The sequence below is a fragment of the Algoriphagus aquaeductus genome, assembly GCF_003253485.1.
GTDB classification, from domain to species: Bacteria; Bacteroidota; Bacteroidia; order Cytophagales; family Cyclobacteriaceae; genus Algoriphagus; species Algoriphagus aquaeductus.
In genome coordinates this window covers 222,046-239,600 of record NZ_QKTX01000005.1, presented here as the reverse complement: position 1 = coordinate 239,600, position 17,555 = coordinate 222,046, and the positions used below count along the sequence as shown (strand labels likewise).

The window sequence follows — 17,555 nt, the reverse complement described above, 5'->3', positions numbered from 1 at the left end:
AAGAGATTACCTCAAGTACTTTTCTCCGTGTTTTGCTCGATTGGCTTTTTGAATTGAATTATAAAAAGATGCAAAACAGAACGGAAACCCTACTCCAAGCGATTCAACAGCGCATACTCATTCTTGACGGAGCCATGGGCACCATGATTCAGCGCTATAAGTTGGAAGAAGGGGACTTCAGAACTCCTGAGCTTCAACATCACCCCAAACCGCTCAAAGGAAACAATGACCTGCTTTCGCTGAGCAGACCGGATATCATTAAAGCCATACATCGGGAATACCTGGAGGCAGGTGCAGATATCATCGAGACGAATACTTTCTCGGGGACTACTATCGCTCAGGAAGATTATGCTTTGTCTCATTTGGCGTATCGGATCAATTTGGAGTCAGCCCAACTTGCCCGGGAGGTTGCTGATGAATTTACCGCGAAAGATCCCTCCAAACCCCGGTTTGTGGCGGGTGCAATCGGCCCAACCAATCGTACTGCTTCCATTTCTCCGGATGTGAATGACCCAGGCTATCGGGCCATCACGTTTGATCAACTTGCCGAAGCCTATGCAGAGCAAGTCAGAGGGTTATTGGATGGAGGTTCGGATATTATTTTGATCGAAACCATTTTTGACACACTCAATGCCAAAGCTGCACTCTATGCGGTGCAGGAAGTATATGAAGAGCGAGGAATCCCCTTGGACCCAAAAGAGGGAGGAATTCCGATTATGATTTCGGGAACGATCACCGATGCATCGGGCCGTACACTTTCAGGACAGACTACAGAGGCTTTCTTGATTTCGGTTTCGCATGTCCCCTTGCTTTCTGTAGGACTCAATTGTGCTTTGGGAGCCAAGGAATTGAGACCTTATTTGAAGGTGCTGTCCCAAAATGCACCCTTTTATGTATCCGCTTATCCCAATGCCGGTTTGCCCAATGAATTTGGAGCTTATGATCAGGGAGCCAATGAAATGGCAGATCAGGTGAGGGATTTCTTGAAAGAAGGGATGTTGAATATTTTGGGGGGATGCTGCGGTACCACACCGGATCACATCCGTGCCCTGGCCAAAATGACGGCGGAATTTCAGCCCCGAAAAATTGAAGCAGAACTAGAGGAGGAGGAAAACAATGCCTAAGCAGAACTACATGAAACTGTCGGGGCTGGAACCTTTGGTGTTCACCCCCAACATCAACTTTGTCAATATCGGAGAACGAACCAATATCACTGGATCCAAGAAATTTGCCCGGTTGATTTTGGGTGGAAAATACGACGACGCGCTGGAAATCGCCCTGGATCAAGTCAGGGGTGGAGCACAAGTGCTGGATGTCTGCATGGATGAAGGCATGCTTGATGGGGAATTTGCGATGAGGCGATTCCTTAACCTGATCGCTTCCGAACCTGAAATCAGTCGGATTCCGATCATGATCGACAGCTCCAAGTGGAGCATCATTCTGGCTGGATTGAAATGTGTTCAGGGAAAAGGCATCGTAAATTCGATTTCCTTAAAAAACGGGGAAGAGGAATTTATCCAACAGGCCAAAACAATCAAGAAATTTGGAGCAGCAGTAGTGGTGATGGCTTTTGATGAAAAAGGCCAAGCCGATACCTATGAGCGCAGAATTGAGATTTGCGAGCGCAGCTATCGCGTTTTAGTAGATCGGGTGAAGTTCAATCCCCAGGATATCATTTTTGATCCCAATATCTTCCCGGTAGCAACCGGGATGGAAGAGCATCGACGCAATGCCTTGGACTTCTTTTTGGCGACCAAGTGGATCAAGGAAAACCTTCCCGGTGCCAAAGTCAGTGGAGGTGTCAGCAATGTGTCCTTCTCTTTTCGTGGAAATGATCGGGTGAGAGAGGCCATGCATGCGGCTTTTCTCTACCATGCCATCCACCATGGGATGGATATGGGCATCGTCAATCCTACCATGCTCGAAGTATATGACGATATTCCAAAGGACCTTTTGGAGCGGGTAGAGGATGTGCTTTTTGATCGAAGATCGGATGCAACGGAGCGCTTGCTGGAATTTGCAGAGACCGTCAAAGCAGCTGACAAAAAGGAAATAGTCAATGAAGCGTGGCGATCAGATCCCGTGGCTAAGCGGATTGAGCATGCGCTGGTCAAAGGGATTTTGGACTTTATTGTAGAAGATACCGAAGCGGCCCGACTCGAATTGGTCAATCCCCTGAAGGTGATTGAAGGTCCATTGATGGATGGGATGAATGTTGTAGGAGACCTTTTTGGAGAAGGAAAAATGTTTCTTCCTCAGGTGGTCAAGTCCGCCCGGGTGATGAAGAAAGCTGTGGCGTATTTGGAGCCCTTTATGCCCCTTCCAGAAGAAGGTCAAGAAGCTTCCTCCTTGAAAAAAATCTTGCTCGCCACGGTAAAAGGCGACGTGCATGACATTGGAAAAAATATCGTCGGCGTGGTCTTGGCCTGCAACAGCTACCAGATCATTGATCTTGGCGTGATGGTCGATGCTCAAAAAATCATCGACGAAGCGATCAAAAACAAGGTGGATATCATCGGTTTGAGCGGATTGATTACGCCTTCACTGGATGAAATGGTCAATGTTGCTTCTGAAATGGAACGACAGGGATTGAAGATCCCTTTACTGATCGGTGGAGCGACCACCTCTAGGATTCATACTGCGGTGAAGATTGACCCGGTTTATTCAGGTACGGTGGTTCACGTGACGGATGCAAGTAAATCTGTTCCTATTGCCGGAGAGGCTATTTCTGAGGAAACCAAAGAAGCCTACCACAGACAAATCAAGGAGACCTATCGTCAGCTTCGGGAAGAACATGAAGCCAAGCAATCGGTCAAGCAGATGGTTTCTTATGAGGAAGCTAAAGGCAATCCGGTTGAAATCGATTGGAGCACCTATGAGCCTGTAAAGCCGAAAGTGCTTGGAAGGACAGTTTTGGAGGATTTGGATCTTTCCGTTTTGAGAAAATACATCGACTGGACCCCGTTTTTCAGTACTTGGATGCTGAGTGGGAAGTATCCCAAAATCCTGGAAGATCCGATCGTGGGAGAGGAAGCCAAGCGTCTTTTTGCTGATGCACAGAATATGCTAGATCAGCTTATTGACGAAAAATGGCTTTCTGCCAAGGCGGTTTTTTCCCTACTTCCTGTTCAGCGAAATGCGGATGACGCGGTGGTCTTTGAGCCCAATACTGAAAATGTGATTGGCCAGTTCCACTTTTTGCGTCAACAAGGAAAAAAAGGAAAAGGAGTGCCTAATCGATCCTTAGCGGACTATCTCCATCCGGAAAAGACCGATTACCTGGGGTGTTTTGCGGTGACTTCAGGCTTGGGGATGGAGGTGAAATTGGCTGAATTTCAAGCAGCAGGAGACGATTACAATGATATTTTATTCAAGGCTTTGGCAGACCGATTGGCTGAAGCGGCTGCGGAATATGTGCATGAATTAGTACGAAAAGAGTATTGGGGCTATTCAACAACGGAAAGTCTGGATAATGATTCTCTGATCCGGGAAGAATATCTCGGGATCAGACCAGCACCGGGCTATCCGGCCTGTCCGGAGCATTCTGAAAAAGAAACCATCGCCCGGATCTTGGATTTGGAAAATACGGTCGGAATCACGCTCACATCCAGCTTTGCAATGTATCCGACGAGTTCAGTTTCCGGATTTTACTTTGGACACCCCGAGTCAAAATACTTCGGTCTAGGCAAAATTGCCGAAGACCAAGTGGCCAGCTATGCGATGCGAAAGGGAATTTCGATCGAGCAGGCTGAGCGATTGCTTTCACCCAATCTGGCTTACACGCCTTCCAACCTATTAGCGAATCAAACTGTATGAAGATAACCGAACACCTGAAAAATGCGAAATCCACGCTTTTTTCATTTGAAATTTTACCTCCCCTCAAAGGTCAAAGTTTGAAAGAACTTTTAGAAGGAATTGAGCCTTTGATGGAGTTCAAGCCGCCTTTTGTCGATGTGACCTATCACCGGGAAGAGTTTATTTACAAAAAGCATCCCAATGGACTTTTGGAAAAAGTGAGCACCAAAAAGCGTCCGGGAACGGTGGGTATCTGTGCTGCGATTATGAACCGGTATCATGTGGATGCAGTCCCGCATTTGCTTTGTGGGGGATTTACGAAAGAGGAGACGGAAAATGCCCTGATCGACCTCAATTTTATCGGGGTGGACAATGTGCTGGCCCTACGGGGTGATGCCCCCAAAACAGAAGGGAGATTTATTCCTGAACCAGAAGGTCATCAGTTTGCCACCGAATTGGTGGAGCAGATTGTGCGGATGAATCAGGGGAAATACCTTCACGAGGAGACGGAAAACAGCTTTCATACGGACTTTTGTGTCGGCGTAGCAGGTTATCCGGAGAAGCATTTTGAGGCACCGAGTATGAAGTTTGATCTCAAGTATCTGAAAGAAAAAGTGGACCGGGGTGCCGAGTACATCGTGACTCAGATGTTTTTTGACAACCAGAAATATTTCGAGTATGTGAGAAAAGTTAGAGAGGCAGGAATTGAGGTTCCGATTATTCCTGGGATTAAGCCGATCACTACTTTGGGTCAGATTACCATGTTGCCTCGTACTTTTTTCCTGGATCTTCCGGATGCCTTGACCGATGAATTGGAAAAGTGCAAAACCAATGCAGAAGTGAAAGAAGTGGGAATCGCTTGGGCGATCGGGCAGTGCAAGGAATTAGTGGCTGCCAATGTGCCAAGTCTTCATTTCTATACAATGAGTAAGGCGGATGCTACTTACAAAATTGCAAAAGAGGTGTTTTGATAACCTTTGAGGTCTTCAAGACCTCGAAGGTTTCCTTTGTTAATCAAACCTTTGGGGTTTTTGAAACATCAGAGGATTGAACCACTCCTCCTATTTTTTCCTTCCTATCCTCGAATCTGCCTATCTTCGGGCATGATTCAGTTGATCGAATGTCCCCGGGATGCTATGCAGGGAATCCCGGATTTTATAGATACCGCCATCAAGGCCGCATATATCAATCAGTTGCTGGAGGTTGGGTTTCATACCCTTGATTTTGGGAGTTTTGTCAGTCCCAAAGCCATTCCGCAAATGCGGGATACGGCCGAGGTGTTGGACATGCTGGACCTACACAAGTCCAAATCCAAACTACTGGCCATAGTAGCAAATGTTAGAGGAGCTGAAGATGCTCTTCAGTTTCCTGAAATCGACTTTTTGGGTTTCCCGCTGTCTGTTTCGGAGACGTTTCAGCAGCGAAATACCAATGCCAGTATTGCAGATGCGCTGAAGACCGTAGAAGCGATTCAAAACCTGTGTGAAGCCAAAGGAAAAAAGCAGGTGGTGTACCTCAGTATGGGGTTTGGAAATCCTTATGGAGATCCCTATTCCCCGGAATTGATTGCAGAGTTTGTGGAGAAATTGGCCCAACTCCAAATGGAGACCATTTCACTTTCTGATACCATTGGCGTCGCAACGCCAGGGCTGATCACCCAGCTTTTTGAGGTGCAAACGCAGGCATTTCCGCAGATCCGGTTTGGTGCACATTTGCACAGCAGGCCCGAATCGATTGGGGAAAAAGTATTGGCTGCCTTGCAAGGAGGGTGCCGTCGATTTGATGGAGCGCTCTATGGCTTTGGAGGATGCCCGATGGCCAAGGACGAACTGGTGGGAAATATGGCCACAGAAGTGATGATTGAGACTTTGGAAAGTCAAGGATTTGAGCTGAATTTGGATAAATCAGAACTCGCTGAATCATTGAAGCTTGCAAGGTTTGTCTTTAATTCTTGATTGATGGCTGAGCAGCACGTTCAAAGTAAAGTAATTGCCTTACGCGGGTTTAGAAGAATCCATAAATTGCTTGGTGTACCCTTGATCATTTTCTTTCTCGTGATCGGAATTACTTCCATTTTATTGGCTTGGAAAAAGAAAGTGGAATTGCTTCCACCGACGCTTTCTACCCGAGTAGAAAACGGTACTTGGATCTTACCTTCAGAAATGGTGAAGATCGGGGAGGAAGAGATGAAAAGACTAGGCAGAAATCCGGAAGTGGACCGCATTGATATTCGTCCTGACAAAGGAACCGCCAAAGTGACCTTTAAAACTCATTTTACTGAAGTACAGGTGGATGGATTCTCGGGCGAAGTCCTTTCGGTGGACACACGCCATTCGGACTGGATCGAAAAAGTTCACGATGGAAGTATTATCGACTTTTATACCACAGGGGATGAAGGTGCTAAGCTGACCTATTCGACTTTGATTTCGATCGGATTGATCTTTCTGGCGATTAGTGGTTTTTACTTATGGTATTATCCTAAGGTGGTGAGAAAGTTGAAAGGGAAATAGCTTCATTTTTCCTTCTAATTTTACTTTGTATTAAATTCCACTATGGAAAATGATAAGCTTCCTACGGTAAATGAGCCCGATATTGAATACGGCCGATATTCCTATGCCGACTACCTCACTTGGCAAATGGATGAGATGGTCGAGTTGATCAAAGGAAAGGTGTTTAAACGAGATGCTGCTGCACCCAGGATGTCTCACCAAAAGGTTTCTGTTCGTTTGACTTCGGTATTTTTTAATTTCTTGCAGGGAAAATCCTGCCAAGTGTTTCATGCCCCGTTTGATGTCAGATTACCAGTAAAATCAAAGAGAAATCAGGATATAGACACGGTAGTTCAGCCCGATTTGTGTATTGTTTGCGACATAAAAAAACTTGACGAGGCTGGATGCTTAGGAGCTCCAGATTTGGTAGTAGAAATTCTTTCACCCGGCAATAACAAACGTGAGCTAAAAAATAAATACGAAGTCTACGAAGAAGCAGGTGTCAAAGAATATTGGGTGATTCATCCCAATGAACAGACTTTATTGATCTATACGCTCAAGGAAGGGCACTATCATCCCTCACGATTATTTGTTTCAGGTGATGTAGTCCAATCTTCTTGTATAGCGGGTTTTAGCCTCAATTTGGAAGAGATTTTTGAAGGATAAATCCGAATTAAACCAAAAGTTTAAACTTTTTTCCCGGTAGTGATTTGACGACTCCTTCAAACTCCAAAGAAAGCAATTTGGAGGAAAGAATTCCCAGCGGTATCTCCGTAGCATAGGAGATCAGGTCGATTTCCGATTCGCCTTTTGTCTGCAAATGCGATAAAATGGCTTTTTCTTCCTCATCTCTTCCAGATAGATCCAATGTTGGTTTTTTGATCTTTTCCTCTCCCGGTTTGCTCCAAAATAAAGCCTCGGCAATGTCTCCCGGGCCGGTGTAGATAGAAGCCTTCATTTTTTTGATCAGCTGATTGCAGCCTTCCGAAAAAGTTGATTGGAGGTTTCCGGGTACGGCAAAGACATCCTTATCATAGCTGTAGGCAATCTCAGCCGTGATCAAGGCCCCGCCTTTCTCGGCTGCTTCCACCACGATCAAGGCATCCGAAAGCCCGGCTATTATCCGGTTCCTAGCCGGAAAATTTCCGGGAACCATCTTGCTTCCGGGTGCATATTCGGAAAGCAAAAGACCGGTTTCCTGAAGTTGCTCGGCGGTCTTTCGATGTGCGGCAGGATAGATATAATCCAAAGGAGAGCCCATGATCGCTAGGGTAGGCAGTCCGACTTGGAGTGCAGCCCGATGGGCTTCAATATCGATTCCATAGGCCAATCCTGAAATGATGGTCGGTTGATAGGGGAGAAGATCCTCTACGATTTTTTTGGTGATGGCTTTTCCATAAGAGGTGGCACTTCTAGTACCTACGATTCCGATTGCCCGCTCGGGATTCAAATCTCCCTTACCTTGAGAGAATAAGATGACGGGAGCATCTTCGATGGATTTAAGTGCTTGTGGAAATTGGGATGAAGTGGAAAAATGAATTTGGAAGCCCTTTTTTGAACAACTTTCGATGACTTCGTCAGCGGCCTTAATCAGGGAGGATTCCTGTTTTTGGATTTCGAGAAGCTTTTCTCCAACTCGGGGTATTTTTAAGGCTTTGCCTTTGGTCAGTCTGAAAAAATCCTTCGGAGAGCCGCTGTAAGATACGATGGCTTTAAAAAGTGAAGGCCCAACCTTTGGGGCAATCGCAAGTGCTAAATGATATCGGAGTTGCTCATGATCCGGATCTGGAAGTAAGTTCATGCTTCAGATTGATTAAAAAGTCCTTGATTTCCTGAAGTTTCTGTACCGCAGCAACCTTGTCAAATCCTTGTTGCTTACCAGAGGCGATTACTTCTTGAGCACCTTGAAGCGTATATCCTTTTTCCTTGACCAGATGGTAGACATATCGGATTTTCTGGATGTCATCCTTGGTGTACCGACGATTGCCTTTTTTGTCCTTCTTTGGCCGGATGATGTCAAATTCTCCTTCCCAATAGCGAATCAGAGAGGCGGCTACTTTGAACATGTCAGCTACTTCACCGATGGAATAGTATTTTTTTTCTATTTCTCGCTCTTTGTAAGGCACAGCAGGAATTATTTAAAATGGAATTGGAAATTTACCCACGCTCAGGTGAGTTTTAAAAACGTTCTAAAATAAGAAAATCGTACGTCTCTTCAATTTTTACTTCAAGCAATGCTTGTAAAAACTTGATTTTATCTGTTTAATACCTGCAGGATTTGAACAGCTGATAGTCCGGCTGTCTCGGTTCTGAGTCTACTTTTACCCAATGAAACTGCCTCAAATCCCGAGTCAAAAGCCTGTTGGATTTCCTTGGGATCAAAATCGCCCTCAGGACCGATTAGGACCAGGTATTTTTTTCCAGCCTGGGCCAAATCCATCAAATGATGTGGAGGGTTTTCATCCACATAAGCGATAAATCTCTGGAAATCATTGAATTCATCTCTCTTGATTAAATCATCGAACTTGGTGATAGAGTTGAGAATGGGAGTTCTAAACTTGATACTTTGCTTGCAGGCCGAAATGATTTTTTTCTGGAGGCGATCGGTTTTGAGATAGGAACGCTCTGAATTTATCGTTTCGATGAGAGTCAATTCATGGAATCCGATTTCAGTAATTTTTTCCACCATCCATTCCATCCGATCCGGGCTTTTGGTAGGAGCAATGGCCAGGTGGATGTAAAAAAGGTCTTCTTGGGCTACTTTCTTGCTCAGGATTTTCAGACTGGCTTTTTTGGGATTGGCTTCCAAAATCACCGATTCATAGACCATACCTTTTCCATCAGTCAGTGAGATGACATCTCCCTGCTTTTTGCGAAGCACACGGATCAAATGCTTGGATTCTTCTTCTGTGAGCGTGGAAATGGGTTCGGTAACCTGGTCTTGAAAAAACAGCTGCATAACCTGATGGGATGTGGACACAAAAAAAGCACATTCCTATCAGAAATGTGCTTTTAAACCAAATTAACCTATAACCAAATTAACCTTTTGAAATTTCCATGTTGACGGTCTTTCCTTTGATGGTGTTGTTTTTCATCACTCGGATTACGTGCTCAGCGTCTTTCTGAGGCACATCCACAAAGGAGAAGTTGTCAAAAATGTCAATGCCGCCGATGCTTTTTCCAGGTACGCCAGTTTCTCCGGCGATGGCTCCTACAATATCATTCGGACGGATTCTATCTTTGTTTCCTAAGTTGAGGAATAGACGCGTCATGTTAGCATCCCGTGTACGCTCTGTTCTTGGAGCGAAGTCTCTTCCGCCTTCTTTTTTGTCACCAAAACGGCTTCCTCTTTCGAAACGATCTCCACCACTTCTTGGACCTCTTTCAAAACGGTCTCCTCTTCCTTCGCTACGTCCAAATCGATCTCCTCTTCCACCTTCTCTTCGGTCTCCGAATCTGCTTTCACGACCTCCGTCACGTCCGCCTTCTCTTCTTCGGTCTCCGTAGGCTGTTTCGATGCCAAAGTCCTGATCCTTCAGTTCTTTCACGGCATCTCCCATCACCATTTTCAATAGGCCAAGAGAAATTTGCTCTGGAGTCAAACCTTCTTTAACCATTTGACTGATGGTAGATTCGAAGATTTCGTTGTTTTCTTCCTTGCTCAATACGCGGTGTACGTCTTTCACCAATTGAGCTTTTTTCAACTCGACCAGTTCTGTAACTGATGGAGGAGTCATTTTATTGATAGAAGCCTTGGTGTAACGCTCCAAGTCTCTCAATTTCATGGTTTCTCTACGACCCGTAATAAAGGTGATCGCTGTTCCGGATTTGCCGGCACGGCCTGTTCTACCGATTCGGTGTACGTAGTACTCTTCGTCCAATGGAATGTCGAAGTTGAAAACAGCTTCCACATTGTCCACGTCAATACCTCTGGCGGCCACGTCAGTTGCTACCAAAACGGTGCAAAGTCCTTTTCTGAACTTGCCCATCACCTTGTCACGCTGAGCCTGAGAAAGGTCACCATGAAGTGCTTCTGCTAGGATTCCTCTGGCACCCAATGCCTCAGTTACCTCATCGGTCATGCGCTTGGTGTTACAGAAGACCACGCTGAGGGCGTAGTTGTTGATATTCATCAGACGAACCATCAATTCCATTTTCAAAGAAGGCTTCACTTCATAGTAAACCTGCTCGATTTTGGATACGGTAAGCTCATTTTTAGCAACCTTGATGATTTCCGGGTTGGTCTGGTACTTTCTGGTCAAGTCCATGATTGGCTTGGCCATCGTAGCTGAGAAGAAGACGGTCTGTCTTTCTTCCGGCATTTCCTGAAGGATCGCCTCGATATCATCTCTGAAGCCCATATCCAGCATTTCATCTGCCTCGTCAAGGACAATGATACCGGCGTCTTCCAATCTAAGCGTACCACGATCCATGTGATCTTGAATACGGCCTGGAGTACCTACCACGATCTGAACGCCTTTCTTCAGGGTACGAATCTGCTTGTCGATAGATTCGCCACCATAGATAGCCACAGAACTGATTTTTTTGTGATACTTCGCCAATTTCTGGATTTCTCCTTCTACCTGCACCGCGAGTTCACGGGTAGGGCAAAGGATGATGGCCTGAGGTCTGTTGAATTCAGGATCTACCAAATCGATAATTGGAATGGCAAATGCTGCAGTCTTTCCGGTTCCGGTTTGCGCCTGACCGATGACATCGCGACCTTCCAGTACGAAAGGAATAGCTTGTGATTGAATGGGGGAAGGTTGAGTGTAACCCATCTCTTCCACGGCCCGCAAGATTTCTTCTGAAATCCCCAGGTCTGAGAATTTGATTGTGTTTTCCATGAATGTTTCCTTACTTTTTCTTGCCATGTACTCCTAAATCCCAGACAAGCGACAGTAAGGATTCACGGCTCGAAAAATAGCTGTGTCAAAATTGACGATGCAAAAGTAGGATGAAAAATTCCGAAAACCAAACCCACTTCAAAAGTTTTTAGAATATTCTGTAAAAATCAGAGGTTTAAAGCGAAATATATTTGGTTTTCCTTTTTTTGAATCTTTTAAATTTTCTGTTTTTATCTCCAAACTATTATAAAAACGACCTGTCTGCCGAAGCCTCCTTTGCCATTTTTTCTGCAAGATCCTTACCCAAATAACGGTCAATCATGCCATGTCCCACATACAAAAGAGGTGTCAACAAAACTGCCACGGTAAATTTGTAGATGTAATTGATCATGCCTACGGCGATGATCTGACTGATGCTCCAGTTGCCAAAGACATAAAAAGCAATGCCAAGCACCACAAATGAGTCAATAAACTGGGAAACCAAGGTAGAACCTGTGGCTCGAAGCCAAATCATTTTTGGACCCGTGACAGCTCTGAGTTTTTGGAACACAAATACGTCGATCAACTGACCCAATAGAAATGCGGTTAATGAGCCGATGATGATTCCCAGACCTTGTCTGAAAATCGTATTGAAGGCATAGTCAATATTGAAGCCAGAACCATCCGGAGTCTGGGCATTGACTTCCAACCAGAAATCTGCGGGCACTAAAACTGTGACTAAGCTGATGATTACAAAAACGTAAGCGATCAATCCTGCTGTAATGAAGCTGATCTTTCGGACTCCTTTTTTTCCAAAGTATTCATTGATGATATCTGTGGTAATAAAAACGATAGGCCAAATGACGGCTCCTGCGGTCAGATTGAAATCCAAGACATATTCTCCGAAAAAAGTCCAGTTGACCGGCTCAAATCCCAGTGTTTTTTCTCCGGAAAATATCTTGACTCCGATGATTTCGGCGAGGATGGCATTGGTCAAAAAGATGGATCCCAGAATGATAAACAGGTTCGTTTTTCTGCTTTGTTGAATTTCATTCATAATTAGAAAGGATAGGGTAAGTGCTGCCTTCTTCGCTTAAAACAGAATGGGGAAAAACGGTTTGGGCTTCGGTCAGCATATCATTTAAGTCCGCATATCGGGATGAAAAATGACCCAACAGCAATCTTTTTACGCCGCTTAGTCGTGCGATTTCGGCAGCTTGTATGGCAGTGCAGTGGAAAGTGTCTTTTGCACGCTTTGAATCAACTTCCATAAAGGTGGATTCATGGTAGAGTAAATCTACCCCTTGAATAAATCCGGAGATTTCGGGATGGAAAATCGTATCGGAACAAAAAGCATAACTCCTCAAAGGAGGCAGGGGATAAGCATAGTCTTCTGCCCGGTAATCCTGACCGTCCGAATCCCTGTAATCCCTGCCTTGACGGAGTTCGTGAATGGCCTCCAATGGAATTTTCTTTTCTTGAAGTTTTTCTTTGATCAGGCTTCTGAGTCCTTTTTTTTCCCTGATCAAAAATCCAGTGGTAGGTATGCGGTGAAGCAATGGGAAACTGTAAACAGCAAATCTGGGAAGGTCTACCAGTAGATTTAGGCTATCAGCCTTGGTTTGTACAAATTCGATGGGATAGGAAAGACGCGTGTTACTCCAGCGGAAATGGGTGGTAATAATTTCATCCAGGCCTTGCGGACCAAAAATAGTCAATGGCTGGGTTCGTTTCGAAAGATGGTAACTGGACAACACTCCGATCAAGCCCAAGTAATGATCTCCGTGAAGGTGGGAGATGAAAATGTGTGAAATCTTGGAAGACTTGATCTTATACTTCCTCATTTGGATTTGAGTAGCCTCACCACAGTCCAGCAATAAACACTCCTGCCCAAATCTGACGACTTGGGCAGTGTGATTTCTTCCATGCACAGGGATGGAAGAAGTGTTTCCTAAAATGGTGACTTCAAATTCAGGGATCAAGCCTCCTCCTCGTCTTCGCCTCCGTCGATTTCGTGCATGAATACGGCTTCTCCTGCCTCTTCAAGACTGTTGACCAAATTTAGTTTTTTGTCCAGCATGGAGATTTTCAACAGCTTCATGACATGCTCCTGCACTCCTGAGATCAAGAAAATACCCCCGTTTCGGCCGAATTCGCGATCTCCTACAAGCAGTGCACTCAATCCGCTGGAGTCCACATATTTTACCGCACTCATGTCCAATACAATATTGGCGTATCCTTCTGCATGGATGGTCAACAGCTCTGACTTCAGTTTTGGAGCCAGCAAGGAATCGATCTTTTCCTCCATAGGGGAGAAAACTACATACTGCTCTTTTTTATCGATGGTGTATTTCATATTTGGTGGGGTTCTTATTAGTTGGTCAAATGGTTCGTAATTGCTTTTTCTATTCTTGATTGGATGTTGTTCGTGTCTGCTTTGACGAACTTTTCTCCGGTGATGTTTTCGAAAAGCTCAATATAGCGATCAGAGATGCTTTCTACAATTTCATCGGTCATTTCCGGTACGGTCTGCCCTTCTTTTCCCTGAAATCCATTGGAGATCAGCCATTGTCGGACAAATTCCTTGGACAATTGCTTTTGAGGCAAGCCTTTTTCCTGATTTTCTTCGTAGCCTTCAGCGTAGAAATATCGGGAAGAGTCCGGGGTGTGGATCTCATCGATGAGCAGGATTTGATCTCCGAATTTTCCAAACTCATACTTGGTGTCCACGAGGATCAAGCCCTTTTCCCGGGCCATTTCCTGACCTTTTTTGAATAAGGCTCTGGTGTATTTCTCCAAAATCACATAATCTGCCTCGCTGACAATTCCCTTAGAGAGAATGTCTTCTCTGGAAATGTCTTCGTCATGCCCCTCGGAAGCTTTGGTGGTAGGAGTGATGATGGGTTCAGGGAAAGGATCATTTTCTCTCAAACCTTCCGGCATGTTGACCCCGCAAAGGACCCGCTTTCCAGCCTTGTATTCTCTCGCGGCATGTCCTGCCAGATATCCTCTTATGACCATTTCCACTTTGAATGGTTCACATCGCTTGCCTATCGTGACATTCGGATCGGGAGTGGATGTCACCCAGTTGGGTACGATGTCAGCGGTGGCTTTCAAAAATCCCGCTGCGATCTGATTGAGCACTTGACCCTTGAAAGGAATCGGCCGGGGAAGGACCACATCAAATGCCGAGATCCTGTCGGATGCGACCACCACCAGTTCTTCTTCGAAAATATATACGTCTCTTACTTTTCCTTTATAAAATCCCACCTGTCCCGGGAAGGTAAAGTGGGTTTCTTTGATGGCATTGCTCATTTGAAATACGTTTGGGCAAAAATAGAAAAACCTATTTCCCCAGCCTCAGACTGGTGTTTTATTTATTGATAATATTTCCGAATTCATAGGTTTCCGAGCGGACTAACTCCCCATTTTCATTGAAGTATTCCCGCTTGCCATGAAGTCTTCCTTTGGAGTAATTTCTGATTTCCTGAGGATTGCCGTTTTCGTAATAAATTTTCACTTCACCTTCTTCCACTCCGTTGATAAATTGGACGATGGAATAAGGCTTGCCTGAAGCGTAGAAATTTTCCTCTTTTTCTTTTCCGCCCTTGGAATCAAATGTGACACGCTGTCGGAGGTTTTCATTTTCATGAAAATAGAGGATAGGCTGGGTGGGAATCCCCTTGGAATAAACCGCCTTCATTTTAAGGGTCCCGTCAGGGAAATATTCGATCAGCTCGCCTTCCGGAATGCCTTTTTTGAATATTCCTTTCCGCTCCGGTTTTCCATCCGGGTAGTTGTTGAGATAGGCTCCGTCCAGAGCTCCCATCACAAATTGCCTTTGAGACTTGATTTGCCCCTCTGAATAGTAACTGATTTCGGGACCGTTCAAAACGCCTTTACTGTAAATGGCTTTGTAAAATAGATTGCCTGATTCATCCCATTCCTCAAAAGTGCCGTGATATTGGCCTGCCTGAAAATTAATCCTTGATTTGACTGCACCATTTGGATAGTAGGAAAGAGAAAGACCATCCGGCTTGTTGTTTTTGAAGGTGGTTTTATCCTGAATTTTTCCATCTTCAAAATAGGAAATGACTTCCCCCTCGAGTTGATTGTTGACAAAGGTGGATTCTTGACTGATTTTGCCTCCGGGAAAGTAACTGATCGATTTCCCTTCCCGCTGATTATCCCGAAAAGTGACGATTCGGAGGGTATCTCCCGTCTCCGGATCCAAATCATAAAAAGCCCCGTTTCGCTTGTCATTTTTGAGATTTCCGATCAAAATCAGCTTTCCGTCGATGTCATACAGCCACACAGGTCCTTCTGCTTTTCCATTGATTTTGGTCAGGACCTCCTTGATTCGGGTTTCACCTTCATCATAATAGGTACGGATGGTATCTTGAGAGAAAGAATGAGACATAAAAACTCCGGACAGCATCAGGAGTGTCAGGAATTTGAATTTTTTGTTAACATGTTGGCTGACCCGAAGAAACAAAACCATATCAAGGCGTTGGTAAGATTTTGGAAAATTAACGAGCAAGGGAGTCAAATTGACTATTTTTGGGCAAAAATTATCCAAACCTTATTTTTCAGGGTTTGCCAAACTCCATTCCGTATGTCATCTAAACCGACTTATTTACTACTTAGCCTGATTTTTATTTTTTCATGCACTCAGGAAAAAGCGCTCGAATTCAAAATGTATGAGGGGGAGATTTTTGGGACTTACTACCGAATTCAGGTCGGTGATCCCGAAAGAGATTTTCAGCCCCAGTTTGATTCGGTTTTCGCATTGATCAACAAAGCCTCCAACTCTTATATTCAAGACTCTGAGGTCTCGGATTTCAACAACACCGGAAAATTGACTCAGCCTTCTTTCACCTTCCAGGACATGATGGATTCTTCGATGAAATACCATCGGTTGAGTCAAGGTTTTTATGAGCCTACGCTTTTTCCGTTGCTGAAGGCATGGGGTTTTTCTTTTGAACAAAGAGAAAAAATGGATTCGATGAAAGTGGACCAACTCAGAAAACTGGTGGGTTTTGAATCCAAAGTTGTCGTTTCTGATTCTGGTTATGTGGCAGCAGAGGATGGAGTCAAACTGGATATTACCGGAATAGGGGAGGGATATGCCATCGACAAGCTTGTAGCGGTATTGGAAGGGGCCGGAGTGGAAAACTATATGGTCGAAATCGGTGGAGAAATGAAGGCTAAAGGCAAAAACCCACGGGGAACGGTCTGGACCATAGGCGTAGAAGATCCTCAGCAGGCAGAATTGGGTATAAGCAGCACCATGCTGACCAAAGTAGAACTGGACGGGAGGGCGATCAGCAGTTCAGGGAATTATCGAAAGTTTTACGTCGACGAGGAAGGAAACAGGCGTCCCCATCTGATCGATCCGTTTACCGGGTTTCCGGTGAGTCATTCGATGGTTTCGGTCTCCGTGCTGGCTCCTTCTGCCACAGAAGCAGATGCTTTGGCTACAGCCTTTATGGCAATGGGATCTGAGCGGGCCAAAGCCTTGGCTGAGAAGCTTCCCGGTGTGGAAGCCATGTTTGTGATCGGCGGAAAAGAAAAGCTGGAACTGGACTTTACCTCAGGTTTTCCAAGAGATCCAGCAAACTAGATTCAATCGCTTCCAAATCTCTGAAATGATGGCTTTTACAAAGAAAAATCATTGTTCAGCCTTTTATCAAACTTTGGCAGGAGTGCTCCTTGTTGGGACGTCATGTTCCTCTATCAAAAATTCTCCGAAATATGGGCTAGGAGAAGAGGTGTATTTATCAAAAATTGATGAAGGAAATTCTCAGCAACTGTACCTTGAGGAGCAAGGGGAGGTCTTGGAATTTTATGAGGTAGAACGGAAAGACGGAAAATGGGTAGTTCCCGATGGTAAATCTCCTTTGCTTGTTATCGATAAAACGAACCCTGAATTTGCCAACCAGCTTCATCTGACAAAGAAATCTTTTGATTTGGATCTGATCACCATACCTATAAAGTATAGACCTGCTCAATCTGTTGTTCCTTCTCAAATCAACAGCGTCTTAAATGCCGCTGCGTATCTTGGGTACCGTCTTGACTACTATCAATTAGACGGGAGTGCCACTTCTCCCCTCGGAAAGGTAAACTTGACCACCGACCATTTTGGGGTTTCTTTTGGTGGGTTTTTAGGAATCGGCAATTCTGATGTCAATGAATTCCTGACGGCAGGAATTGTTCCAATTGACTATCAGGGAATAGTTCTTTCAAAAGGCATTGCAGCCATTTTTGCCGTGAACAAATTTACTTTGGGCTTAGCTATTGGTTGGGATAATCTTCTGGATTCCAACCGGTCGTTTTGGATCTATCAAAATAAGCCCTGGTTGGGTTTAACCATTGGAATCAACTTGAATTAAAAAGAGGCCGCATATTTGTTTGATGCGACCTCTGTTTCTTATTATTTATCGAA

Annotated in this window: 17 protein-coding genes; 8 read left to right on the top strand and 9 right to left on the bottom strand. The window is 44.8% G+C overall.

Annotated features, from left to right (window positions below; genetic code table 11):
* The first annotated feature begins 68 nt into the window (after positions 1-68).
* From CLV31_RS09205 to CLV31_RS09180, 6 genes are all read left to right on the top strand, one after another.
* Positions 69-1,124 (top strand): homocysteine S-methyltransferase family protein, encoded by a 1,056-nt coding sequence (locus tag CLV31_RS09205; RefSeq protein ID WP_111392593.1) that lies wholly within the window; start codon positions 69-71, stop codon positions 1,122-1,124.
* Entirely contained in the window at positions 1,117-3,816 is a 2,700-nt protein-coding gene (metH, locus tag CLV31_RS09200) for a methionine synthase (protein ID WP_111392592.1), read from the top strand. The genes CLV31_RS09205 and metH overlap by 8 nt, the downstream gene beginning before the upstream one ends.
* On the top strand, positions 3,813-4,766 hold the full coding sequence (gene metF / locus CLV31_RS09195) for a methylenetetrahydrofolate reductase [NAD(P)H] (protein WP_111392591.1): 954 nt from the start codon (positions 3,813-3,815) through the stop codon (positions 4,764-4,766). Before metH ends, metF begins: the two co-directional genes overlap by 4 nt.
* 132 nt (positions 4,767-4,898) lie before the next feature.
* Positions 4,899-5,750: a hydroxymethylglutaryl-CoA lyase gene (locus tag CLV31_RS09190; RefSeq protein ID WP_111392640.1), complete on the top strand. Its 852-nt coding sequence runs from the start codon at positions 4,899-4,901 to the stop codon at positions 5,748-5,750.
* A 3-nt stretch (positions 5,751-5,753) separates the two neighbouring features.
* Positions 5,754-6,305, top strand: a complete 552-nt coding sequence (locus tag CLV31_RS09185; protein ID WP_111392590.1) for a PepSY-associated TM helix domain-containing protein — start codon at positions 5,754-5,756, stop codon at positions 6,303-6,305.
* Between the two features lie 42 nt (positions 6,306-6,347).
* The gene (locus CLV31_RS09180) at positions 6,348-6,950 is read left to right on the top strand and encodes a Uma2 family endonuclease (RefSeq protein WP_111392589.1); all 603 of its coding nucleotides are present in this window, start codon (positions 6,348-6,350) and stop codon (positions 6,948-6,950) included.
* A gap of 7 nt (positions 6,951-6,957) precedes the next feature.
* On the opposite strand, the gene dprA is transcribed toward CLV31_RS09180, so the two are convergent.
* From dprA to CLV31_RS09135, 9 genes are all read right to left on the bottom strand, one after another.
* Positions 6,958-8,085 (bottom strand): DNA-processing protein DprA, encoded by a 1,128-nt coding sequence (gene dprA, locus CLV31_RS09175; RefSeq protein WP_111392588.1) that lies wholly within the window; start codon positions 8,083-8,085, stop codon positions 6,958-6,960.
* Positions 8,057-8,410, bottom strand: a complete 354-nt coding sequence (locus CLV31_RS09170; protein WP_111392587.1) for a MerR family transcriptional regulator — start codon at positions 8,408-8,410, stop codon at positions 8,057-8,059. The genes dprA and CLV31_RS09170 overlap by 29 nt, the downstream gene beginning before the upstream one ends.
* Before the next feature lie 128 nt (positions 8,411-8,538).
* Positions 8,539-9,243 carry a 16S rRNA (uracil(1498)-N(3))-methyltransferase gene (locus CLV31_RS09165; protein ID WP_111392586.1) on the bottom strand — a complete coding sequence of 235 codons (705 nt, stop codon included), beginning with the start codon at positions 9,241-9,243 and terminating at the stop codon, positions 8,539-8,541.
* A 79-nt stretch (positions 9,244-9,322) separates the two neighbouring features.
* Positions 9,323-11,131, bottom strand: a complete 1,809-nt coding sequence (locus CLV31_RS09160; RefSeq protein WP_111392639.1) for a DEAD/DEAH box helicase — start codon at positions 11,129-11,131, stop codon at positions 9,323-9,325.
* Positions 11,132-11,375: 244 nt separating this feature from the next.
* The gene (locus CLV31_RS09155; protein WP_111392585.1) at positions 11,376-12,167 is read right to left on the bottom strand and encodes a queuosine precursor transporter; all 792 of its coding nucleotides are present in this window, start codon (positions 12,165-12,167) and stop codon (positions 11,376-11,378) included.
* A complete protein-coding gene (locus CLV31_RS09150) occupies positions 12,160-13,092 on the bottom strand; it encodes a ribonuclease Z (protein ID WP_111392584.1) in 933 nt (310 codons plus the stop codon). The genes CLV31_RS09155 and CLV31_RS09150 overlap by 8 nt, the downstream gene beginning before the upstream one ends.
* Positions 13,089-13,466, bottom strand: coding sequence for an STAS domain-containing protein (locus tag CLV31_RS09145; protein ID WP_111392583.1), 378 nt, complete (start codon positions 13,464-13,466; stop codon positions 13,089-13,091). The genes CLV31_RS09150 and CLV31_RS09145 overlap by 4 nt, the downstream gene beginning before the upstream one ends.
* A gap of 17 nt (positions 13,467-13,483) precedes the next feature.
* On the bottom strand, positions 13,484-14,425 hold the full coding sequence (locus CLV31_RS09140) for a phosphoribosylaminoimidazolesuccinocarboxamide synthase (RefSeq protein ID WP_111392582.1): 942 nt from the start codon (positions 14,423-14,425) through the stop codon (positions 13,484-13,486).
* Between the two features lie 58 nt (positions 14,426-14,483).
* Positions 14,484-15,530 (bottom strand): toxin-antitoxin system YwqK family antitoxin, encoded by a 1,047-nt coding sequence (locus tag CLV31_RS09135; protein ID WP_181452599.1) that lies wholly within the window; start codon positions 15,528-15,530, stop codon positions 14,484-14,486.
* A 195-nt stretch (positions 15,531-15,725) separates the two neighbouring features.
* Here CLV31_RS09135 and CLV31_RS09130 point away from each other — a divergent pair, with 195 nt between their 5' ends.
* Together CLV31_RS09130 and CLV31_RS09125 are read left to right on the top strand one after the other, a co-directional pair.
* Entirely contained in the window at positions 15,726-16,733 is a 1,008-nt protein-coding gene (locus CLV31_RS09130) for an FAD:protein FMN transferase (protein ID WP_181452598.1), read from the top strand.
* Between the two features lie 25 nt (positions 16,734-16,758).
* Positions 16,759-17,502: a hypothetical protein gene (locus tag CLV31_RS09125; protein WP_111392579.1), complete on the top strand. Its 744-nt coding sequence runs from the start codon at positions 16,759-16,761 to the stop codon at positions 17,500-17,502.
* The last annotated feature ends 53 nt before the right edge of the window (positions 17,503-17,555 follow it).